The following is a 21,106-nucleotide window of genomic DNA, read 5'->3' as shown; positions in this document are numbered from 1 at the left end:
GTTTTTAGAGCAGATATATTGCTAAATGTAAATTATTTTTACATTTAAATTGATTTTGTCTTATTTATAATATCTGTATTCGCTATCTTTATATTTTGGATATCTTTCTAAAGTACAAGCACCTTCTATATTTAATATCTTTGGATATTTTTTATTTAACTGATTTGCCATACATGGTATCTCATTAAAATAATCATTTGAATATGGTAATACATGAGAAGTCCCGTATATTCCTACAATTCTTTTATCTTCTAATTTTTCATACTCATCTACAAAATTTTTCACCATTATATTTTCTCTATACTTATTCCCTGTTTCCTCATCTGCATAATACTTCTTTCCTTGTTCTATAGATTCCACAGATCTATTATAATCATCTGTTCCAACTTTTCCATTTTCCTCAAGATATTTTAAATATCTTTTTCCACCTGTTTTGTATGTATGACATACATCTGTACCATAAAATACTGTTTCTGGATATTTTTTCTTTATTTCTTTGAAGAAGTTTAAATTTTCTTCTGTATGAGCCAATGTTCCATCACAATCATCATAGAGCTCATTTAAAATCTTATCATCATCTGACTTCATCCACATATTTAAAAATTGAGCATCTATATATGAATCTTCTATAAATAAGTTTCTTATACCATATTCTTTATAGTATTTTCCCCATAGATCTACTTCTGCCTTTTTTATTCCTTTATAATCGTGAGTTTCTCCATATAAAAATATTCCTTCTTTACTTTCTTTAGAAAAATCTTCTAAATCTCTATAATTTATTTTAAAATCTCCCTTGTGATTTTTAGCTTTTATACTAACTTTTACTTCTTGTGAAACTTTTATATTAAAAACATCTATTGATTCTCCGCTATCATCTAAATTTGATACGGTTTGATCAAATAATATTTTCCCATTCTTATCCTCTACTTTTATATTCATTTCTCCTGATTCTGACATTACATTAATAAATAAATCATCTCCTTTTCCTTTCATATTAGATTTTTTCTCTCCTCTGAAAAAATCATAACTACAACTCCAAGAAGATTTATTTTTTTCCTCAAAAGAATTAACTATTATTCCTTCATTTGTCTTGAATTTAAAAAATAGAAATACAATCATCAAGATTATTGCATATACTGTTATTAAAAATGGTGATGTTAATATATCTTTTGTACTTTTTTTACTCATAGTTTCCTCCAAAATATATCTGTATTATTATAAAAAACTAGACAAGTGAAGTAATTAAATAAAAAAAATCAAGGCATTAATCTTATAATATCATTTTATAATATTATTCAAATCACACCTTGATTTTTATTAATTCATATTTACATTTTTATGCTTTTTTTACAACACTTGATTTTAATTTCATAGCTCCGAATCCATCTATTTTACACTCTATATCGTGTCCATCCGCAGCATCTGGAACTAGTCTTATATTTTTAACTTTAGTTCCTATTTTTATAGAAGAAGAACTTCCTTTAACTTTTAAATCCTTAACAACTGTAACTGAATCTCCGTCGTTTAATACATTTCCGTTTACGTCTTTTATCACGCTTTCATCCACAGTTGTTTCTGGATTCCATTCGTATCCACATTCTGGACAAACTAAAAGGCTTCCATCTTCATAAGTGTATTCTGAATTACATTTAGGGCAATTTGGTAAATTTTCCATTTTTTAATTTCCTCCGTTTTTTAATATAGTCTTTTTCATTATACTATACAAACTGGAGTTTTTTAATTAATATTTTCCTTTTTTAAAAACTTTGCAATAAGAAAAATCGTTATGTATGGTATACTATAAGAAATCACACCCAATATATCTGGTATTATCAATGCTGGCATAATAATTATAGTATATGCTATCATTGCCAAAATAAGATTGAGCACAGAAATAATTTTATATACTCTTTTGTCTAGATATTTTGCTACAAAATATCCAAGTATACTCAAATAAATGTATGAAATTAGATTATTATTGCTAGTAAAATATCCCATACTTTTTACAAGCAGCACAACAAATGGTACAAATACCAAAGAAACTGCCAAATTACGATATTTTCTGCTGAATTCTTCCATTTCTGAATCTATTATTCTAGATACCGTCATATGAATCCCTGGTTCTAAAAATATATACAAATGTACTCATTTTAGATATTTCGCTCTTATTCTATCTCTTGATAGTTTTAAGTCTTGGTTGGGCCAGTTATCTCAATATATTTTATATCTCGATTATCCCACAACCGTATTTTTTATTTATTTAAAGCATTTTATCTAACCCCCGTCACCGATAAAATACACCCTCTATTTATCAACAGTTGGATAAATACAAAATATATTTGTGATTAAATAAAATATACTTTTAACCTATTTTTTTACTTTGTATCAGCAATTCTACTTTCTAGTATTTCCTTAACTTTCTTATAACTTGTAAACATCTTTATTTCTTTATCATACTTTCTCTCTAAAATATTCTTACTTGCATTTATATCAGCATGGATTTCTCCACAATTATCACACGTGAACAAATCTCCATCTCTTACACCAAATCTTCCACATTTGCTACAAATTTGGCTTGTATACGCTGGATTTATGTATGTAAATTCAATACTATTTAATTTGAATTTGTACTCAAGTCTATCTCTTATATATCCTTTAATCCATCTTGATAATTTTCTTTTTACAGATTTTGGATATCTGTCATCCCAACTTACAAAATCCAAATTTTCCATTACAACTTCCTTAGGCTTTTCTGATTTTATAAATTCATTGATATTTTTGTTTATGTAAGATTTAACTGTTTCATCGTGTTTATTTTTGTTGTTTCTGTATTTTTTCTTTCCTAAATTATTTTTAAGTATATTGTCCGCTTTCTTAGTGTTCCCTTCTTCGAGGTATTTTCTTCTAAGTGCGAAAATTCTATTTCGATTAGCATTTTTATTATTCAATCTTTCAGTTTCTTTACTTAAATAATAATTCAATTTTTCTCCATACAGATTTCCATTTGATGTTGCAAGCAAGTATCTATATCCTTTATCTATTCCTATAATATTTTCGTTGGTATTTTCCTTTGATTCCACTTCTAATGGAATATTTATTCTCACTACATTATCTATGATTTTGATTTTAAGTATTTTGTTGTATTTATTTGAATCCCTCAATTTTATTGGTATTCTCTTTCTTGTTTCCATTGAAGCTATATAAATATAATTTTCCTTTAATTTATTTTTTGAATATCTATACAAACCTGTATCTATCGAAAAAGAATTTATTTTGTTCGTATAAGGAACTTTTCCTTTATATCGCCTAGTGTATCTTTTTATTAAGTTATTCAAATATTTAATATTTAAGTTTTTTCCTTCAAATTTTTTAGGAATATCAAAGTTTATGTTGTTTAATACATTATAATAAAGCTTATTTGCTAATAGTATATAATTTATATAATATCTATCATCAGTAGATAAATGTTCGTTATTATAAGCAGCAGTCCTAATTTCATTTTTTGTATTAGACCAACCAGACTTTATATTTCCAATTGCATCTTGTAATGCTAATTTCCAATATCTAGCTGGTAATTTCCATTGTTTATAAAACTTTGTACTTACCCATTCATCTCTGATTTTTCGAGGTTTTTCAATGATTAAAAGACTTCTTATTCCACTATATCTTGAATACACGTAATTTTTAACATTTTTGTATTCCCTTCCTATTTTTAATAGTTCTTCAATTTTATAATCATCAACTCCATAGGAATATTGTTTTACAGTTTTAGTTATTGTCTTTCCCATTTACCTCACCTCGATTCTATAACAAATTTATCTTTCTAATTATATTATATACAAATCGAAGTTATATTATACAAATAATATAAAATATTTTTTAAGTTTTTAAATAAATAAAAAATACGGTCGTTATATCTAAAATACATCCGTATATATTTTTAGAGTGTTCAATCGGAATCGCTACTTTCCAATCAGTTCTCTTATGAACTTCTTAATGTTTCCATTAAGCACAGACTATATCACCATCTAATTTTTTAGATGCTCCCCATTTCCACCACCAATAGCTTGTGATGTACGGCATTTGCCTAGTCGTTGAACCTTATCCTATTCGGATCTTGGCTGCTGATTATCCATTATTAAAGCACTTAGGATTTAACCTTATGCCATCTAGTTAATTTTTTCTGCTTTCGCCACATTCACACTTGAATATTTTTCAATTCTACGTTGTAGTTTAACTAGCTTTAGGAACTTCCAGCAATTAAAGGAGTTTTGGACGATTTCTCGCCTCTCTACACTCTTTATGAATGTAGGGAGCTCTTTGTAAAAATATATTTGTCTATATATGTATATTTTTGAATATATTTTTAACAACTATATAGTTGCTCCTAAAAGTTTATTGGATATACTAATTATAACAACTTTGTGAAAAAAAACACTATTTTAAAGAGTATTGTAATCTTTTGTTTTTATTATAAATCAACTTCAAATTAATACTTTTATATTTGTAAATTTCAATGATTTATATGTATTTTTCTTATTTATTACAGATTTATTACAAAACAAAAAAAATGATTTTTATATCAAAAAATATTGTATAATCTAGTAAACAATAATACAAAGGAGCTGATAATTATGAAGCTTTTATTAAAAGATATAAACACAAATAAAGATGAAATTCCTGAAAAAAGACTTAGCAGCGTATCTTACAATGCTATTGGATCACTCCTATTTTTAATATTGATTGTAGCTGATTACTCAAATGATGGTTTTATTTTTGAGAGTATCTCTTCATTATTAACTACAAAGATTGTTTACTACACATTTGTAGCTTTGCTTATCATCAATTTAGTAGCATCAGTTCTTAGATTTGTATTTATGAAATTAGGGAAAGATTTTACTTTTGTAAATGATGTTGTATTACTTGTAATAGTATCAGCAATACTTATAGTAAATTTTGTACTAAGTTTAGCTACTAGTGGATTTAATTTTCCTCTTTTTGCAACTTCAGCAGTATTTGTTCTAGTTACAGCTTATTATGTATTCAAAGAAATTAAAAATAATTAAGTATAAAAATAAATCCCTCAGCTTTTAATGAGGGATTTATTTTTATTCCTAATTATTTTTTTCAAATCTTGCTCTTATATGAAAATCTTCGTATCTATCTCCGTCTTTGGCTAACCACCAATAATCGTCTGCAACAACGCCTCTAGTAGCCTTGCAAATTTCCCAAACATTATAATTATCCATGCCTAACATTTCGAGAACTTTATCTGCTCTACATTCTGGAATTGTTCTTTCTTCTAAAAACTCTATAATTTCTTCATTTGTTGGAATATGATTAACATCAAAATATCTATAATCGAATAGAATTGGTGGATATTTAAACTTATCTAATGTTTTATTTATAGTTTCATAAGAAAATCTTCTACTCTCTGTATCATAACTTAAAATTCCAACAGCAATATCTTTATATTTTAGAGTATATTTTTCTAACATAGTCTAACCTCTCTTTCAATAGAATCATAACTACTTCTTTTCTATCACCATAATAATATTTAGATATTATATTTTCTATATCTTCATCATTAAAATCTAAATTTATCTTAGGAAGTTTTTCTATCAGTTCAATTTGTTTATAATGCTTTTTAAAAAATGGTTTTGATGAATCAGCTTTTTTTATTCTATATGGATTCTTTGCAAATAATTTTATTTTTTCATTATCTAATTCGGCAAGCAAAGACATTCCATTGTCAAATATTGGAGGTGTCCTAAAATCATTACCTGTAAAAATCAATCCAAAATTGTTCAAATGTCTATCTGTATTATTTATTATGAAATCAAAAATTAAAATAGAATTAAAATATTCCATAAATTGAGGAAACTCTTTTTTTAAATCCTCATACGATATTATACTTTTCGAATACTTTCTTATTGAAATAAATGTTTCTCCATCATTTAAAAAATTCTTACTTCTACATACAGTAATTTTTTCCCCATCTATTTCCATTTCATCTAATTCTTGCTTTAATACATCTAGTCCTAATAATTCTCCTATTTCATAAGAAATTACCTCAGCAAAAACAGTTTTATTTTCATAAATTCCTAACTGCTCTATACCTGTTTTATAATAATATCCATTTTTTTCATCTATATATTTTCTAAGTACACCTTTAGCTGTACTGGTTAATTCTAATAATTTATATTTATCTTCACTAGAAATATTATACATTTTGCAAACACTTCCTTTCAAAAAAATATTTATCTTATTTAAAGAATACCTTAAATAAGATAGTAGTCAAGGTAAATCTTTTAAATATTAATTCATTTTATTTTTTCTAAATATTACAGTTTTATTACAGAACAAAAAAAAATGACTTTTACATAAAAATATATTGTATAATCTAGTAAATAATAGGATAAAGGTGTTGATAATTATGAAATTCATTACAAAAGATATAAATAAACCTAAATCAAATATTCCAGATGAAAAGATAGGAGAGGTAAGAACATTAGCATTATTTTCTACAATAATTCTACTGTTATTTTTCTCTGATTTAGCTTATGGTGGTTTTGTGTTAGAAGTATTTCTAACTGCAGATGCAATGTCATTTTTCGCATATCCAATTATTGCAGTTATTATCTTAGGATTAATATTTTTAACATGTTTTTCTAGCATTTTAAGATTTATTTTTATGGAACTGGAAATAAATTTTACGTTTATTAGTTCTGACGCATTTAGTGCTTTGTTGGTTCTTTTTTTAGCAATAAATGTTGTATTAGATATAGCTTTAGGAAAAGAAGTTAATTCGTTCTTCTTTATATTGGTTGGATCTTTAGTAGTTGCAGCTGTTATAAGGATTTTCAAAAATATGAAGTTGAATAAATAGACTATATCTATTTACAAAGATTCCAAAAAATTAAAAATAGTTAATTATAAAAAACTGCTACAAATTATATAATTTATAGCAGTTTTTATTTTCGACTTATTTATTTTCATTATTTGATATGTATATTTTTAATGCTTTTACCATCAAAAGTAAAACCCTAATCGACAATACAATTATACCTATTATTCCTAAGAAAAATAAAATCATTATTGGAACTAATATATTCTGTATATCCATATAATCCTCCTAAGTTTTTAAGTTATTATAATTTTTAGTTTATATACAATAATTATATATTATCACACTCAAATTATCTAAATATTACAAATTTATTACAAAACAAAAAAAACATTTTTTACATAGAAAAATATTATATACTTAAGTAAAGATAGACTAGAGGTGATTTTTATGAAAGTTATTATTAAAGACATAAACAATCCTAAATCAGAAATTCCTAAACAAAGAATTTCAGAAATCAAAAATAAAGCTGCTTGTTCTCTTTTACCTATAGCATTATTTGCCTATGGTATATTAAAAAAAGAACTCAACTATACAGCAGCTTCGCATCTTTTTACGACAAAATCTATCTACTATCTGTTTTTAGTATTGCTTTTCATAGTATCAATTTCTGGTATTTTAAGATTTATATTTATGATTTTAGGTAAAAATTTTAGTTTCATAAATGATAATGTATTTGTTATAATATTTTCAGTTTTATTCATTATAAATTTTGGTATTAACTTTGTTTACAATGGTTTTGATATGTATCTTTTGATATTCCCTATTTTATCCATAGGAATTTTAATTTATAATATAACAATAGAAAATAAAGATAAATAACAACAAAAAAGACTGTTATCTAACTCAAAAGTTAGCTTAACAGTCTTTTTTCTATTTATGATACGGTTCTCCGTTACACCTCCAAAGGAGCACGTTTTACTTTAATTGTTCTAAAGCCTTACATTTTTTAAGCTCTTTCATAAGTTCTTTCTCTATTTCTTTATCTAAATATCTCCTTGGAATTATATGAGCTACAAATCCACTTATATATATAAGGATCATATCTTCGTAAACTTTTACATCTTTTATACTTTCTAACGATACTGTTTCTGATATAGAATCCCCTTTTACTACTATTGTCCCATCAATAATTTCTAAAGTCTTACTTCCAAATATTGATGAATTATCTCCTTAACTTATGAGTTTATCAGTTTCTTTAGCTACTAATTTTTTGTATTGCTTAGGATATGTTAAAATCCAAATGACTAAAAAAACTATCGCTACTATAATCCAATATATACTCGGTTGATTAAATATCCCCGTTCCTGTAAAGTAGATTGGTATAGAAAGTACTATGGGTACAGCATATCTAAGTATGTTAAATGTACTTTTCTGTGATTTCGAGTTTTCTAAATGATGTAAATTGAAGCTTATATAGTCATCTTTTGTTATTTTAAAGTCGATTTTCATTTGTGCCGTCCCCTTATTATTAAAAACTTTATTTACATTATATTACAAATTTCAAGCACTTACAATTAAGCATAGTAACATGAAAAAAGGAAGGGTCTTCATCTTCTTCAGACGACCCTTCCTTTACTTTTAGGCTTTGAATGTCTTATATTTAAATCCTACATATAAAAATTTAACTTATCTATTTAAATTTAATCTCTAATTGCGTTTAGTTTATGAAGCAAATACTCTTTTTTATTCAATGGATCATACGTTGTTTTTTTGCGTGCTTTTGAAAATTCAGCTGAAGCTTCCTTATACCCATAAAATTTTGTCACAAACATTCCTCTACCTTCTGTATATGAAGCTATTTTCATTTTATATTCTTTTGAATTTTCTACTGGAATTAATCCCTTTATTGAGAATTCATCCCCTATAACAATAGGATTATCAAAGGTTGCCCTCATAGTTTCTAAATCCCATACCGCTTTGCTTAAAGCATTTTGAGGAATCTTTAACTCAAACTCATGTAATGGCTCTAATAAAACAGTTTGTGCTTTATATAATGCTTCCATGAATACCATAGGTGTCACATTTCTAAAATCTGCTGGAGTGCTGGCTGGACTAAAAAATTCACCACAGCTAAGAGTGACTTTTACATCTGTAACCTCCCATCCAAATAATCCTTGTTTACTTGTCTTAATAACTGCTTCTTCAATTGCATTTTGAAAAGATTTTGGCAATGACCCTACTGAAACATTAGAAATATACCTAAGACCTTCGCCTCTCCCTGCTGGTTCTATTTCTAAGCCTACTGTCGCCCAAAATGGATTTAAGTCTTCCTGCATATGCATTATTGACGCTCCAAAACCTTTAGGTGTTTCCTTATAGATAGTCTCAATATTCGAAAACTCTACTTTTATTCCATATAAATCATCTAACATGGAACTTAGTATTTCCATTTGAACTTCACCGAATAAGTTGACATAAATTTCTTTATCTATGTCATTCATCTCTAATTCTAGTAGTGGATCTTCCTCTGCAAGTAATGTTAATGCTTTAAATAGCTCTGGATTTTTTTCTTTATCAATTGCAGAAATTGTTGTTTTTAATGCTGGTTTAGCTATAGATATATTTTTAATTTTATCATTTGAAATTCCAATAACATCTCCCACTTGGAAACTTGTAAGTCCATATAAAATACCTATATCCCCTGCTTCTATCCTCTGTGCTTCAACAACTCCCCCATTTTCTAACCTATTAATTTTCTTTACTTTTTCTGCTATCTCCTTATTAGGTACTTGAATTTTATCTCTTACAGATATTTTTCCTCCAAATAATCTTACATAAACCTTCTTTTCATTTTTACTTGTTCTTTCGATTTTAAATACTACTCCAGATAAATCACTTTCACAATCATCACCTGCAAATGGAAAATAACTACAAATTCCATCTAATAAGTCTTCAACTCCAAGTCCAATTGCTGCCGCACCACAAAATACTGGATATAGACTTCCTTCACTTGCATATAATGAAAGCTTTTCTTGTATTTCTTCTTTATCAGGTTCTATTCCACCAATATATCTTTCTAAAAATGCTTCGTCTAAGTCTGATAAAACATCAATAGCATCATCATTTATCATGCATGTATCAAATAGTTTTTTTATATAAACAGCTTTGCTTCCTACATCATATACTTCTTGTAATCTAACTACTTTATTGGACATATTCTTCTTTATATCTTCAAATACTTTATTGAAATTTGCCCCAATTCTATCTAGCTTATTTACAAAAATTATTGTTGGAATGTTTAACTCCTTTAATGTCTCAAATAATATTCTTGTTTGTGACTGAATACCCTCTACTCCTGATATAACTAGTATCGCTCCATCTAAAACACTTAATGAACGTTCAACTTCCGAAATAAAATCCACATGTCCTGGAGTATCAACAATATTAACCTTGACATTATTCCAATTAAAAGATATGGTTGATGATTTAATGGTAATCCCTCTCTTACGCTCAAGCTCCATAGAATCCGTCTGTGTATTGCCTAAATCAACTCTTCCAACTGATTTTATAGCTCCACTATAATATAATAAGTTTTCTGTTATAGTTGTTTTTCCTGCATCCACGTGTGCTACGATTCCTATATTAATTATTTTCTTCATAATCAATACCTCCAACTCTATCAACCACCTTTTTATCCATTATCATAGCAACAATATATAACACTAATACCGGTGTTACTAATAACGAAGTACATGCTATACCCATACTCACTGAAATATTTGTAGCTATGATTCCTATAATTGGTCCACCTAAAATTTGACCTAAGGAATTTATTTGTCCATTTATAGAAAGTACAGTAGATCTGGCCTTGTCATCTATATGTCCATTAAGCCATGCACTAAATATAGGTTCATTTATAGTTCTAAAGGTACTTGTCGCTAAATAAGCTATTAGCATTAAGTTAAATCTTTTTGTAATAGCAAATATGAACATAAATGATATATAAAATATATTTATACATAATAACAGCTTTCCATTTTTATTCTTATCATCATCCTTAAGCTTCTTTTCCATAAAATGCATTACTATAGCACTCAATATCATTCCTGCAATTCCAAAAATTCCGAACCAAGTCACTGGTTTAAGGTTTCCAAGTTTAGGAAGCATAGTATCTTGTAAAAAATGCATATTAGAAAGTCTATCATAACCTTCACTGGATAATCCATAAAATAAAGTTACTGAAAGCAAAATTATAATTATAGGTTTATTTTTTATAAATTTAAGACCAGATTTAAAGGTATATCCCATCTTTTTAAAAGTATTTAAATCCTCTGGAGCAGATGATTTAAAATTATTTTCTGGCATATATAACCATAAAAATAATGCAAGAATTATAAATAAGACTCCACTAACTATAATAGGTAGTCTTACAGATAAATTAGCTATTACAGTGCTTAGTACTATTCCAATAACCGATCCTATCTGTCCTGCTTGTGCTCCCTTTATATAAATTTTATCCAAATCTTTATCTTTCTCTTCTTCTGCAATCCAAGCTTCAACAGATCCACTAATAAAAGTAGAACCTAATCCCCATACAATCTGTGCTACAAGTACGAAAACGAAACTAGAAATAGAACCTTCTAAAATAAATCCCACTCCTGTTAAAACTACACCAATAACAATAGATAGTTTACGACTGTACACATCTGCAACTATTCCTGTAGGAATTTCAAATATAAAGCATGCTACTTCTAAAGTAGTTCCAACAAGTATAAGCTGAAGTGGATTTAAATGCACCGTTTCAATGTGATACACTATCATAACTGTAGCTACTAGTGAAAAACACATTGCTGTAATAGCTGAAAATAATAAATAAGTTTTATATGCTGAAAGTTTATTAACCATTAATAATCACCATCCTAGTATTTTTAAAAAAATTTATTTGTTTTTCATAATCTTCATATTTAAATATATAAATCATCAAAATAATCTCCTTAAATAAAAAAAGCTGTAAGTGAACATAATTCACTTACAGCCTCATAATTATATAACCTAAATATAAACATGAAATATACAACTTTAATTTATATAACTTATGATTAAGCTATGCAAATTAAAGTCTTATATCATATCTATAAATATAGTAAAAATAGGCATAAAAATACCGTGTTTAGAACACAGTTTTCCTATTCTTCAAATAAAGATGTAATATGCTCATTATAATACTGATTATTTTTAGAGTACACAAATAGACATGGTAATATCAATATTATTAATAATTGTTTCTACCACAAATAAACCTTGAGTTATCCAAGATTTTTTTCATATACTTTTTAAAATAATCCTTATTCAGTTAGTTTAGTTAAAAACTACCTCTTTGCGCATATTTACATCTCCTTTACATTTATATTTTTCATGTTTATATTTTAGTATAATTACATTATATATAAACTTTTATTTTTTTTCAATACTTTTATATTCATATTTATCCAAATTCAATTGAAACTTTATTACTTCAAATAACTTATATACACAAAAGAATAACTACTAACTTTAACCTAAATCTGAAATGAATATAAAAAATATATTTGTGGAATGTTTTACAATTTCTTTCAATACTATAGATTAGAAAAAACAAATTCTAATTTGCTGAAATAGGTGAAAAACGAAGAACCTATGAATAAAACTACAATAACCTACAAAAATTCAAATTTTAGATTTTTGTGAGTTTCATTGCAGAATTAAAGCAGACCTACCTTTCATTTATATATCCAATTTTGGTAAAGTTCGCACTTACTTGTGATACGGTTCCTTAATAGTTATTCTAAATAAGTATCAAAAGGCACCTTAAATTATTCAAGGTACCTTTAACTGTGATATAGAATAAAATTTCAGTTCTAATTACTTTTCTTTTACCCCAATCCAAATTTCGCTATAAACATTTTGCATATCTGACATATCTCTATTGAAAGATATTTCTGGAACGTTTATTAATTCATAATTTGAAGATGGCAACCATTCAGATAAAATTTTTCCCCATGTATCTTGAAATACAGTTGGAAATGGTCCTTTACAAGAAAAAATTGCCCAAGTACAAGCAGGAACTTCTACAACATCAAATTCACCAAAATCTATATCTAGAGTAGTTATAGATCCAATTAAGTGATTTAAGTTACCTTTTTCTTCATACCTTTTATCATCAAAATCAAATGAAGCGTTAACAACAGTTTTAACATCTTCATTTCTATATGATTGTAATAATTTTCTTTGTTCTTCTGTTATACTTTGTGCTATTTTCATTATTTCTTGATTTATACCTTCAAACACAATAGGAACTTGACCTTTAACTCCTACTAATTTAAAAGCTTCTTTTTTTTCAATACGATAATTCATATTACTTCCTCCTTTAATAGTTAATTGAAAAGTCATACAAGGAAATACTTTAAGATTCTTAGCATCTTTAATCTCTGAAGGATTCACACCAAACCATTCTTTAAATGCCCTACTAAATCCATCTGCTGAATCATATCCATATTTTATAGCTATATCAATTATTTTTATATCTTTTTGCATTAAATCAAAACTTGCTTTAGATAGCCTTCTTTTTCTTATATAGCTCGAAAGTGTCATACCTGAAAGATACGAAAACATCTTTCTAAAATGATACTCAGATACTCCTGCAATCTTTGAAACCATATTAAAGTCTATTTCTTCTTCTAAATGCATTTCTATATACTCCATAACTTTATTGAAATTGGTAAGCATATCCATGTATAATCACTCCTCATACTAACAATTATAATTTTTAGTAATATACTTTTATCGATATTATCTATACATATATTATCGTACTAATTATTTTTTAAGTATAACTAAGATCTAAATTATATATCTAAATTTTTACTCTTATCATCCGCGCTACCTTACTTGTGATACGGTTCATTATTATTTATTCTATACGCTCTATACACCTGCTCCAAAAGAATCAATCTCATAAGCTGGTGTGGGAATGTCATCTTAGAAAAAGATAACTTATAATCTGCTCTATCTAGCACCTCATCAGAAAGCCCAAGTGATCCACCTATTACAAAAGTAATATTGCTGTTTCCTCTAACTGCTAAATCACTCATCTTATCAGCAAGTTCCTCAGAAGATAGATTTTTACCATCTATTGCAAGTGCAATTACGTAGCTAGTGTCTTTTATCTTAGAAAGTATCTTTTTACCCTCTTTTTCCTTAACCATTATCATCTCTTTTTCGCTAAGTTTTTCTGGAGCTTTTTCGTCATCAAGCTCGATTATATCTAGCTTACAGTATTTTGATAATCTCTTTTTAAACTCATCTATCCCTAGCTTTAAATATTTTTCTTTAATCTTTCCTACTCCGATTACATTTATATTCATACTATTACCTTCCTTTTAAATTAAGGATTTACCTTGTACACATCAGAAATATCATTTCTTAAAAGTACATCCAATTTTATATCCTGTCCAACGATAAAATTATTCTGTGTAAGTATTCCCTTTGACGTTTCATAAGCCAATTCAGGGAAGTTATTCTCTTTACTCAAGTGTGCTAAAAGAATTCTCTCCGTTCCATTCTTTATTAAGTCCACACAGAATTTTCCTGCCTCATCATTAGAAAGATGTCCTACCTCAGACATTACCCTTCTCTTTAACGCATAAGAATACGAACCTGCTAAAAGCATATTCTTATCGTAATTAGACTCAAGGACAACTAATTTAGACTTATAAAGATTTTTTCTAACATTTTCAGTTATTGTCCCTATATCTGTAGCTATCGACATTTTTTCACTTCCACCCTTTGCACAAAGATTGTAGCCAACAGGGTTTGCAGCATCGTGCTCTATTGAAAAAGGTCTTATTATTATATCCCCGATAGCATAGTTTTTATCATTTTCAAATACTACCATATTGCTGCTCTCTATCTTTCCAAGCTTGTCCTTCATAGCTCTCCATGTTTCCACATTTGCAAATATAGGTATATTAAATTTTCTTGAAACTATTCCTGCCCCACGAATATGATCTATATGTTCATGTGTGATAAATATTCCTTTTAGGTTGTCTGGATTTTCTCCAATATCCTTTATCCCATCCGTTATTCTCTTTCCACTAAGTCCTGCATCTATTAAAATATTTGTATCTTTATATCCAACAAAATGACAGTTACCACAACTTCCGCTGCCAACTGAACAATATTTTATCATTTACTCACCTCTCATCTTTTTCCACGCCTATCTATTATACCAATTTTATAACTTTTTTGCTTATTTTTTTATTTATACCCTTGTTCAAAACAACATAACTCAGAAAAGTATCTTTTTCAATATTTTTTTCTACTAATTTTTTTACACTTTTTAATCGCAATTTTACAAAAAAAACACAAAAAACCGCAAAAAATTTAACATAAGTTAGAATCAAAAAACTACAAAAACTCTTTAGGTTAATTTATAGCATATATTTCTTATTTTTTTTTCGATTTTTCTCATTTTTTGCCATTTTCATTCCATCAAAATTATATATTTTTACTATTTATTATACAGTTAGAACGATTTTCCTACAAAGAAACTTATCATTTCAATATATTATATTAAGACATCATTAGAAATTATTTTTTAGTTAGTTTTTTATATTTATACTACAAAAATCAAACATAAATTTGAAAGTATTTTTCTACAATATATTTTCAATGTACATAATTAATAATTAACTATATAAATAATAATAAAAGGAGGCATTTTTATGAATAAAAATGTAATAGAAAAACTTAGTGAACTTATTAAATCTATAGAAGACTTTTCTAAAGAGCACAACAGAGGTGATTTTCCTCTAAGAGATCGTATTCTTGAATAACTTTCTGAAGATGAAATTCTTGAGGATATTATTGATTGTATCTTCGATGAGTACGCTGTTTGGTATGACTATATGTTAATCGAAGCTAAAGAACTTCAGAATCTTCTTGATTGTGATAATGAAGATGAAGAACATATTTATAATCGGTTAGAATGGTTTGAAGATGATTTTCTTGAACGCAAACATGTTTTACAGTTTGAGGACTTAATTGATTTTATTGAGTTCGCTCTTAGTAATCTACTAAATGAATTAAATTAATTTGAGTATCTAATTCTAGAAAAAGGCTGTGTTTTTACTCAGCCTTTTTTAGAAACTATTTTGAGCTATTTTTAAATTTATTCTGCAAAAAATCAACACATACTTGAGAGTGATTTTCTACATACATTATATGTATTGTTTTATTCATTATTAACTCATATGAAAGGAGGTGAATGCTATGAAATATTCAATATCTGCTAATCAAATTTCTGAAAATATAGAAGCTTCTCTTAAACCAGACATAGCTTGCGCATTATCAGCTGAAAACAAAGCTTCTTTACTTGAAATGATTTTTGATGTTCGTAAATTTTTACTTACTGCTAAACCAAAACTTTATCCTCTTTCTAGTTATATTAAGGAGTTATCTTATGACTATGATTTGGATTCAGATGAAGCTAGTGAAATGGCTCTTGAAAATCATTCAACTTCTAATGAAATTCTTTACTATACTGAAGATTTAATGGAATCTCTTGGTGATTCCGAAGCTGAAGATTTTCTTTATACTCAACTTGCATTCTTTTGTGAAGATTTATCTGATCTAGGTTTTGCTGCTGAGTGCGAAACTTTATTAGATTTTGTTTCTGATGCTTTCAAAACTTTAATCAGCAATATATGCGAATAGTATCATATATAGTTTCCTAGAAAAGGCTGTGTTTTTACTCAGCCTTTCTTAGAAACTATTTTTAAGTTAATTTTTTATATTTGTACTGCAAAAATCAAACATAAATTTGAAAGTATTTTTCTACAATATACTTTCAATGTACATAATTAATAATTAACTCTATAAAGAGTAATAAAAATATTTAACGGAGGTAATACTATGAATGAAAAATATGCTAATTGCATACCAGAAAATGTTACAAAAATATTAAAACCGGATTTAGCTTATAAACTATCCGATGAAACTCTATCTTTTTTTAATGAATTATTTTCAGATGGCCGCCATTTCTTGTGTAATGCTAATCCTGATGAGTATCTTGTTTCACATTTTGTTAAGGAATTATGTTATGAATATGACTTCGAAAAGGCTGAGGTAGTTGAATCAGTTCTTGAGGATTATTCATTCTCTAATGAATTAATTTATCAAACTGAAGATATTATAGATGCTCTGGGAGATTCTGAAGCTGAAGATTTTCTTTATAATCACCTTTCTTCTTTCTGTGATGACTTACATAATCTTGGTTTTGCTGCAAAATGCGAAAATTTATTAGATTTTGTTTCTGATGCTTTCACTTGTTTAATATTAAATATTTGCGAATAATATCATAAATAATTTTTCTAATAAAGGCTTAGTTATACTTAGCCTTTATTAGATGATATTTTTAATAGTTTTTTATATTTATTCTGCAAAAAATCAACACATACTTGGAGATGATTTTCTACATACATTATATGTATTGTTTTATTCATTATTAACTCATATGAAAGGAGGTGAACGCTATGAAATATTCAATATCTGCTAATCAGATTTCTGAAAATATAGAAGCTTCTCTTAAACCAGACATAGCTTGTGCATTATCAGCTGAAAACAAAGCTTCTTTATTTGAAATGATTTTTGATGTTCGTAAATTTTTACTTACTGCTAAACCAAAACTTTATCCTCTTTCTAGTTATATTAAGGAGTTATCTTATGACTATGATTTGGATTCAGATGAAGCTAGTGAAATAGCTCTTGAAAATCATTCAACTTCTAATGAAATTCTTTACTATACTGAAGATTTAATGGAATCTCTTGGTGATTCTGAAGCTGAAGATTTTCTTTATACTCAACTTGCATTCTTTTGTAAAGATTTATCTGATCTAGGTTTTGCTGCTGAGTGCGAAACTTTATTAGATTTTGTTTCTGATGCTTTCAAAACTTTAATCAGCAATATATGCGAATAGTATCATATATAGTTTCCTAGAAAAGGCTGTGTTTTTACTCAGCCTTTCTTAGAAACTATTTTTAAGTTAATTTTTATATTTATACTGCAAAAATCAAACATAAATTTGAAAGTATTTTTCTACAATATATTTTCAATGTACATAATTAATAATTAACTATATAAATAATAATAAAAGGAGGCATTTTTATGAATAAAAATGTAATAGAAAAACTTAGTGAACTTATTAAATCTATAGAAGACTTTTCTAAAGAGCACAACAGAGGTGATTTCCCTCTAAGAGATCGTATTCTTGAAGAACTTTCTGAAGATGAAATTCTTGAGGATATTATTGATTGTATCTTCGATGAGTACGCTGTTTGGTATGACTATATGTTAATCGAAGCCAAAGAACTTCAGAATCTTCTTGATTGTGATAATGTAGATGAAGAACATCTTTATAATCGGTTAGAATGGTTTGAAGATGATTTCCTTGAACGCAAACATATTTTACAGTTTGAGGACTTAATTGATTTTATTGATTTCGCTCTTGATAATCTACTAAATGAATTAAATTAATTTTTTAAATGGGTATCGCCATAATTTGGTGATACCCATTTTTTTTTATAAAATGGTATAATTGAAATAACTATTATATAAAAGGAGAGAATTATGCTTAATATTTCAATATGTGAGGATGAAAAAATTCAAGCTGATGAGCTAGAAAAAATGATTAAAGAAAAACTAAATAGCATAAATATAGATTACTCTATCCAAAAATTTTCATCCGGAGAAGAACTTCTAAGCGATTATAAAGATACAGACATTATTTTCCTAGATATAAAAATGAGTAAATTATCTGGAATGGATACTGCTAGAAAAATTCGTGAGATTGATAAAAATGTAGAGATAATTTTTACTACCGCACTTCAAGAATATGTATTTGAAGCTTATGAAGTCAGAGCTTTTAGATATCTACTAAAACCAATAGACAACGATCTTCTGTTCAACTACCTTGAACTATGTATAAAAGAACTTAACAGTAGGAGCAAGAAAATCTGCCTAAAAAATAAATCGGATATGATAGTTTTAAATACAGATGATATTTTGTACGTCGAGGTTATTAGAAAAGAAATTACAATCTACACAGAATCAGAGAAATATTCGATAAAGATGAGTCTAAAAAGTCTAGAGGATATGTTAAACGGAAAGAATTTCTTCAAGTGTCATAATAGCTATCTTGTAAATTTAGATAAGATTAGCCATATAGACCAACATTTTGCAACTATCAAGGATTTCAAGATTCCTATTAGTAGACCTAAGTACAAAGAGTTTAAAATTGCTTTAGCTTCTCATCTTGGAGATTTCCTATGCTAAAAACATTAACTATTCTTCAAGTGATAAGTCTTTTTTCATTTGTTATCGATGTATTTCTACAAAAGAAGGTATACGACTCTCTTTCTTCAAAGAGATTGAACTTATACTATCTTCCCTTTGTAATAACCGTAGTTGTAATATCAACTAGTTTTTATTTAGGTATAAAACCAAGTGTAATATTTGTGGTTATAGCTGCTCTTTCATTCATATTCTCTAGTATAGAATATGATATTAAACCATTAAAAAGTCTTTTAATCTCTGCTCTATATTGGGCTTTTTTAATGATTACATATTACATAGGGTTTAAAATTACAGATAGTATTTACGGTTTCATGTTTTTTGAAGGAGTAATAAGCCAAAATAATTACCAGTATATTTCTATATTGGTTGAAAAAATTATCCTAATTCTATGCTTTTATATATACATTTTTCTATCATATAAGTATCTGTATAAAAACAAAGGCTCTTGGAAAAAATACATAAACTATCTTGTAGTTCCAGTAGCTACTAACACAGTTTATTTTTTCATTTTGGCTAATGTAATGAATGAGTTAAGGAGCAAAAGTTCTTTGGGTAATTCTAATATTTTTATTTTGACATTGCTTTTGATAGTTATAGCCAATTTTTCAGTTTTACTTGTAATATTCTTTAATTCTAAGAACAAAAAACAGGACTTTTATATGGATATGCTACATAAGAATCAGGAAAAATCTCGTGAATTGTACCACGATATGAAAAATCATATAATCTGCATGAAGTATAGCGATGATCATAAATCTGATGAGTATATAGAAAAAGTAGAGCTACTTTTAGATGAGTATAGCAATAAATTTAATACAGGTAATGTTATTTTGGATACTTTACTGCACGAAAAAAATACTATATGTCTTCAGAATAGGATTAAATTTATCTGTGATATTAACTTCAAAAAATGTGGATTTATCGAGGATGAGGATATTTGTACTATTTTCTCAAACCTTTTAGATAATGCTATCGAGTCTTGTTTGAAGATTAAAAACAAGGAAACAAGTATAATTCTTAGGGGAATTGCTATAGATTCGTTGTTTGTCGTGAAACTTACAAATACTACAAACGGCGAGATTGATTCTACAGGGGATAATTTAAATACTACTAAAAAGAATAAATCTCTACATGGATTGGGATTAAAGAGCGTTAAGAGGACTTTAGATAAATACGACGGAGAGCTTGTTATTGAATATGATAAAGATGTGTTCTCTGCTAAAATTCTAATTCCTATACCTTAATATATTGTTATTAGGTTATTTCATTTTAATAAGATAACTACTTTCTAGAAAAATAAAAGGTGTCATTATACAGATTTTAAATCTATACAATGACACCTTCTTTATTTTAATTTTCTAACCATAATCATATTTCCATCTACGTCAGATACATATACCATTTCCCCTGCTTGTATATCCTCTTCTTCTGGAAAAACTTTAGCTCTTTCTCCATTAAAATCTACAAATCCCTTGCACTTTCTCTTCATATCTGTTGTAGCTTTTCCCTCTTTTCCGATAAAATGTTTTGCTTTCTTTTTTAATCGCTCGTGTATTATCTTTTGAAGTAACCCATTTATCACAATTAAAGGCAATCCAACTAGGAAAAATATCTGAATATTTATAGACATTAAAACTGCACCAGCAAGTGTCGCAACAAATCCATTGATTACTCCTTTTGGTTGATATCTTGATCCAAAAAACGGCATACCTAAATACCTCTCTATTATCGACATAACGTATCCGTATATTACTAAAAAAGAACCTACGCATACTCTAATTATTTCCGTTATTGATTCCTGCATAGTGTTTCACCTCACTCCATTTATTAACTTAATTATATAATATCAGTTACTATAGTTAATA

Annotated in this window: 24 protein-coding genes; 10 read left to right on the top strand and 14 right to left on the bottom strand. The window is 27.2% G+C overall.

Going from position 1 to position 21,106, the window contains the following annotated elements; all coding sequences use genetic code 11:
- Nucleotides 1-60: 60 nt before the first annotated feature.
- From KGNDJEFE_RS01245 to KGNDJEFE_RS01230, 4 genes are all read right to left on the bottom strand, one after another.
- Nucleotides 61-1,188, bottom strand: coding sequence for a hypothetical protein (locus KGNDJEFE_RS01245; RefSeq protein ID WP_006441006.1), 1,128 nt, complete (start codon nt 1,186-1,188; stop codon nt 61-63).
- Nucleotides 1,189-1,336: 148 nt separating this feature from the next.
- Nucleotides 1,337-1,675 (bottom strand): zinc ribbon domain-containing protein YjdM, encoded by a 339-nt coding sequence (locus KGNDJEFE_RS01240; RefSeq protein WP_006441005.1) that lies wholly within the window; start codon nt 1,673-1,675, stop codon nt 1,337-1,339.
- Between the two features lie 62 nt (nt 1,676-1,737).
- Complete coding sequence (locus tag KGNDJEFE_RS01235) at nt 1,738-2,109, bottom strand: hypothetical protein (RefSeq protein ID WP_006441004.1); 372 nt, start codon at nt 2,107-2,109, stop codon at nt 1,738-1,740.
- Nucleotides 2,110-2,375: 266 nt separating this feature from the next.
- On the bottom strand, nt 2,376-3,788 hold the full coding sequence (locus tag KGNDJEFE_RS01230; RefSeq protein WP_148881767.1) for an RNA-guided endonuclease TnpB family protein: 1,413 nt from the start codon (nt 3,786-3,788) through the stop codon (nt 2,376-2,378).
- A gap of 846 nt (nt 3,789-4,634) precedes the next feature.
- Between KGNDJEFE_RS01230 and KGNDJEFE_RS01225 the strand changes: the two genes are divergently transcribed.
- The gene (locus KGNDJEFE_RS01225) at nt 4,635-5,066 is read left to right on the top strand and encodes a hypothetical protein (protein ID WP_006441003.1); all 432 of its coding nucleotides are present in this window, start codon (nt 4,635-4,637) and stop codon (nt 5,064-5,066) included.
- Between the two features lie 48 nt (nt 5,067-5,114).
- Here KGNDJEFE_RS01225 and KGNDJEFE_RS01220 read toward each other — a convergent pair whose 3' ends face one another.
- Together KGNDJEFE_RS01220 and KGNDJEFE_RS01215 are read right to left on the bottom strand one after the other, a co-directional pair.
- Nucleotides 5,115-5,498 (bottom strand): hypothetical protein, encoded by a 384-nt coding sequence (locus tag KGNDJEFE_RS01220; RefSeq protein ID WP_006441002.1) that lies wholly within the window; start codon nt 5,496-5,498, stop codon nt 5,115-5,117.
- Complete coding sequence (locus KGNDJEFE_RS01215) at nt 5,470-6,231, bottom strand: HipA domain-containing protein (RefSeq protein WP_006441001.1); 762 nt, start codon at nt 6,229-6,231, stop codon at nt 5,470-5,472. Before KGNDJEFE_RS01215 ends, KGNDJEFE_RS01220 begins: the two co-directional genes overlap by 29 nt.
- Before the next feature lie 205 nt (nt 6,232-6,436).
- Between KGNDJEFE_RS01215 and KGNDJEFE_RS01210 the strand changes: the two genes are divergently transcribed.
- Complete coding sequence (locus KGNDJEFE_RS01210; protein WP_006441000.1) at nt 6,437-6,889, top strand: hypothetical protein; 453 nt, start codon at nt 6,437-6,439, stop codon at nt 6,887-6,889.
- 96 nt (nt 6,890-6,985) lie between these two features.
- On the opposite strand, the gene KGNDJEFE_RS11665 is transcribed toward KGNDJEFE_RS01210, so the two are convergent.
- Nucleotides 6,986-7,126 (bottom strand): hypothetical protein, encoded by a 141-nt coding sequence (locus KGNDJEFE_RS11665; RefSeq protein WP_006440999.1) that lies wholly within the window; start codon nt 7,124-7,126, stop codon nt 6,986-6,988.
- Between the two features lie 171 nt (nt 7,127-7,297).
- Here KGNDJEFE_RS11665 and KGNDJEFE_RS01205 point away from each other — a divergent pair, with 171 nt between their 5' ends.
- Nucleotides 7,298-7,729: a hypothetical protein gene (locus tag KGNDJEFE_RS01205; protein ID WP_006440998.1), complete on the top strand. Its 432-nt coding sequence runs from the start codon at nt 7,298-7,300 to the stop codon at nt 7,727-7,729.
- Nucleotides 7,730-7,825: 96 nt separating this feature from the next.
- On the opposite strand, the gene KGNDJEFE_RS11870 is transcribed toward KGNDJEFE_RS01205, so the two are convergent.
- The 6 genes from KGNDJEFE_RS11870 to KGNDJEFE_RS01175 form a co-directional block, all read right to left on the bottom strand.
- Nucleotides 7,826-8,026 (bottom strand): YcxB family protein, encoded by a 201-nt coding sequence (locus tag KGNDJEFE_RS11870; protein WP_259371730.1) that lies wholly within the window; start codon nt 8,024-8,026, stop codon nt 7,826-7,828.
- A 524-nt stretch (nt 8,027-8,550) separates the two neighbouring features.
- Nucleotides 8,551-10,509 carry a tetracycline resistance ribosomal protection protein TetB(P) gene (gene tetB(P) / locus KGNDJEFE_RS01195; protein WP_006440995.1) on the bottom strand — a complete coding sequence of 653 codons (1,959 nt, stop codon included), beginning with the start codon at nt 10,507-10,509 and terminating at the stop codon, nt 8,551-8,553.
- Nucleotides 10,493-11,755, bottom strand: a complete 1,263-nt coding sequence (gene tetA(P), locus KGNDJEFE_RS01190) for a tetracycline efflux MFS transporter TetA(P) (protein WP_006440994.1) — start codon at nt 11,753-11,755, stop codon at nt 10,493-10,495. The genes tetB(P) and tetA(P) overlap by 17 nt, the downstream gene beginning before the upstream one ends.
- Nucleotides 11,756-12,751: 996 nt before the next feature.
- Nucleotides 12,752-13,621, bottom strand: coding sequence for an AraC family transcriptional regulator (locus tag KGNDJEFE_RS01185; protein WP_006440993.1), 870 nt, complete (start codon nt 13,619-13,621; stop codon nt 12,752-12,754).
- A 152-nt stretch (nt 13,622-13,773) separates the two neighbouring features.
- Nucleotides 13,774-14,253 carry a 23S rRNA (pseudouridine(1915)-N(3))-methyltransferase RlmH gene (gene rlmH / locus KGNDJEFE_RS01180; protein WP_006440992.1) on the bottom strand — a complete coding sequence of 160 codons (480 nt, stop codon included), beginning with the start codon at nt 14,251-14,253 and terminating at the stop codon, nt 13,774-13,776.
- Nucleotides 14,254-14,273: 20 nt separating this feature from the next.
- A complete protein-coding gene (locus KGNDJEFE_RS01175) occupies nt 14,274-15,077 on the bottom strand; it encodes an MBL fold metallo-hydrolase (protein ID WP_006440991.1) in 804 nt (267 codons plus the stop codon).
- Between the two features lie 718 nt (nt 15,078-15,795).
- Between KGNDJEFE_RS01175 and KGNDJEFE_RS01170 the strand changes: the two genes are divergently transcribed.
- The 7 genes from KGNDJEFE_RS01170 (at nt 15,796) to KGNDJEFE_RS01140 (ending at nt 20,485) form a co-directional block, all read left to right on the top strand.
- Nucleotides 15,796-15,981, top strand: coding sequence for a hypothetical protein (locus KGNDJEFE_RS01170; RefSeq protein ID WP_006441216.1), 186 nt, complete (start codon nt 15,796-15,798; stop codon nt 15,979-15,981).
- A 178-nt stretch (nt 15,982-16,159) separates the two neighbouring features.
- Complete coding sequence (locus KGNDJEFE_RS01165) at nt 16,160-16,603, top strand: hypothetical protein (protein ID WP_148881766.1); 444 nt, start codon at nt 16,160-16,162, stop codon at nt 16,601-16,603.
- A gap of 198 nt (nt 16,604-16,801) precedes the next feature.
- A complete protein-coding gene (locus KGNDJEFE_RS01160; RefSeq protein ID WP_006441224.1) occupies nt 16,802-17,242 on the top strand; it encodes a hypothetical protein in 441 nt (146 codons plus the stop codon).
- Nucleotides 17,243-17,421: 179 nt separating this feature from the next.
- Nucleotides 17,422-17,865 carry a hypothetical protein gene (locus tag KGNDJEFE_RS01155; RefSeq protein WP_148881765.1) on the top strand — a complete coding sequence of 148 codons (444 nt, stop codon included), beginning with the start codon at nt 17,422-17,424 and terminating at the stop codon, nt 17,863-17,865.
- A 188-nt stretch (nt 17,866-18,053) separates the two neighbouring features.
- On the top strand, nt 18,054-18,422 hold the full coding sequence (locus KGNDJEFE_RS01150) for a hypothetical protein (RefSeq protein WP_006440989.1): 369 nt from the start codon (nt 18,054-18,056) through the stop codon (nt 18,420-18,422).
- Between the two features lie 93 nt (nt 18,423-18,515).
- Nucleotides 18,516-19,220 carry a LytR/AlgR family response regulator transcription factor gene (locus KGNDJEFE_RS01145; protein WP_006440988.1) on the top strand — a complete coding sequence of 235 codons (705 nt, stop codon included), beginning with the start codon at nt 18,516-18,518 and terminating at the stop codon, nt 19,218-19,220.
- Nucleotides 19,214-20,485, top strand: coding sequence for a sensor histidine kinase (locus KGNDJEFE_RS01140; protein ID WP_006440987.1), 1,272 nt, complete (start codon nt 19,214-19,216; stop codon nt 20,483-20,485). Before KGNDJEFE_RS01145 ends, KGNDJEFE_RS01140 begins: the two co-directional genes overlap by 7 nt.
- A gap of 101 nt (nt 20,486-20,586) precedes the next feature.
- Here KGNDJEFE_RS01140 and KGNDJEFE_RS01135 read toward each other — a convergent pair whose 3' ends face one another.
- Nucleotides 20,587-21,045 carry an NfeD family protein gene (locus tag KGNDJEFE_RS01135; protein WP_006440986.1) on the bottom strand — a complete coding sequence of 153 codons (459 nt, stop codon included), beginning with the start codon at nt 21,043-21,045 and terminating at the stop codon, nt 20,587-20,589.
- Nucleotides 21,046-21,106 lie beyond the last annotated feature (61 nt).

This window comes from Peptacetobacter hiranonis, assembly GCF_008151785.1.
GTDB lineage: Bacteria > Bacillota > Clostridia > Peptostreptococcales > Peptostreptococcaceae > Peptacetobacter > Peptacetobacter hiranonis.
This window is presented reverse-complemented; position numbering and strand designations above follow the sequence as displayed.

Excerpts from the sequence above, each read along its gene's own strand:
- KGNDJEFE_RS01220 (WP_006441002.1), bottom strand. The coding sequence starts at position 5,498 with ATGTTAGAAAAATATACTCTAAAATATAAAGATATTGCTGTTGGAATT.
- KGNDJEFE_RS01240 (WP_006441005.1), bottom strand. The coding sequence starts at position 1,675 with ATGGAAAATTTACCAAATTGCCCTAAATGTAATTCAGAATACACTTAT.
- KGNDJEFE_RS01140 (WP_006440987.1), top strand. The coding sequence starts at position 19,214 with ATGCTAAAAACATTAACTATTCTTCAAGTGATAAGTCTTTTTTCATTT.
- KGNDJEFE_RS01225 (WP_006441003.1), top strand. The coding sequence starts at position 4,635 with ATGAAGCTTTTATTAAAAGATATAAACACAAATAAAGATGAAATTCCT.
- KGNDJEFE_RS11665 (WP_006440999.1), bottom strand. The coding sequence starts at position 7,126 with ATGGATATACAGAATATATTAGTTCCAATAATGATTTTATTTTTCTTA.
- KGNDJEFE_RS01215 (WP_006441001.1), bottom strand. The coding sequence starts at position 6,231 with ATGTATAATATTTCTAGTGAAGATAAATATAAATTATTAGAATTAACC.
- KGNDJEFE_RS01160 (WP_006441224.1), top strand. The coding sequence starts at position 16,802 with ATGAATGAAAAATATGCTAATTGCATACCAGAAAATGTTACAAAAATA.
- KGNDJEFE_RS01155 (WP_148881765.1), top strand. The coding sequence starts at position 17,422 with ATGAAATATTCAATATCTGCTAATCAGATTTCTGAAAATATAGAAGCT.
- KGNDJEFE_RS01185 (WP_006440993.1), bottom strand. The coding sequence starts at position 13,621 with ATGGATATGCTTACCAATTTCAATAAAGTTATGGAGTATATAGAAATG.
- KGNDJEFE_RS01245 (WP_006441006.1), bottom strand. The coding sequence starts at position 1,188 with ATGAGTAAAAAAAGTACAAAAGATATATTAACATCACCATTTTTAATA.
- KGNDJEFE_RS01165 (WP_148881766.1), top strand. The coding sequence starts at position 16,160 with ATGAAATATTCAATATCTGCTAATCAAATTTCTGAAAATATAGAAGCT.
- KGNDJEFE_RS01230 (WP_148881767.1), bottom strand. The coding sequence starts at position 3,788 with ATGGGAAAGACAATAACTAAAACTGTAAAACAATATTCCTATGGAGTT.
- KGNDJEFE_RS01175 (WP_006440991.1), bottom strand. The coding sequence starts at position 15,077 with ATGATAAAATATTGTTCAGTTGGCAGCGGAAGTTGTGGTAACTGTCAT.
- KGNDJEFE_RS01170 (WP_006441216.1), top strand. The coding sequence starts at position 15,796 with ATGTTAATCGAAGCTAAAGAACTTCAGAATCTTCTTGATTGTGATAAT.
- KGNDJEFE_RS01145 (WP_006440988.1), top strand. The coding sequence starts at position 18,516 with ATGCTTAATATTTCAATATGTGAGGATGAAAAAATTCAAGCTGATGAG.
- KGNDJEFE_RS01235 (WP_006441004.1), bottom strand. The coding sequence starts at position 2,109 with ATGACGGTATCTAGAATAATAGATTCAGAAATGGAAGAATTCAGCAGA.
- rlmH (WP_006440992.1), bottom strand. The coding sequence starts at position 14,253 with ATGAATATAAATGTAATCGGAGTAGGAAAGATTAAAGAAAAATATTTA.
- KGNDJEFE_RS01135 (WP_006440986.1), bottom strand. The coding sequence starts at position 21,045 with ATGCAGGAATCAATAACGGAAATAATTAGAGTATGCGTAGGTTCTTTT.
- KGNDJEFE_RS01210 (WP_006441000.1), top strand. The coding sequence starts at position 6,437 with ATGAAATTCATTACAAAAGATATAAATAAACCTAAATCAAATATTCCA.
- KGNDJEFE_RS01150 (WP_006440989.1), top strand. The coding sequence starts at position 18,054 with ATGAATAAAAATGTAATAGAAAAACTTAGTGAACTTATTAAATCTATA.
- KGNDJEFE_RS01205 (WP_006440998.1), top strand. The coding sequence starts at position 7,298 with ATGAAAGTTATTATTAAAGACATAAACAATCCTAAATCAGAAATTCCT.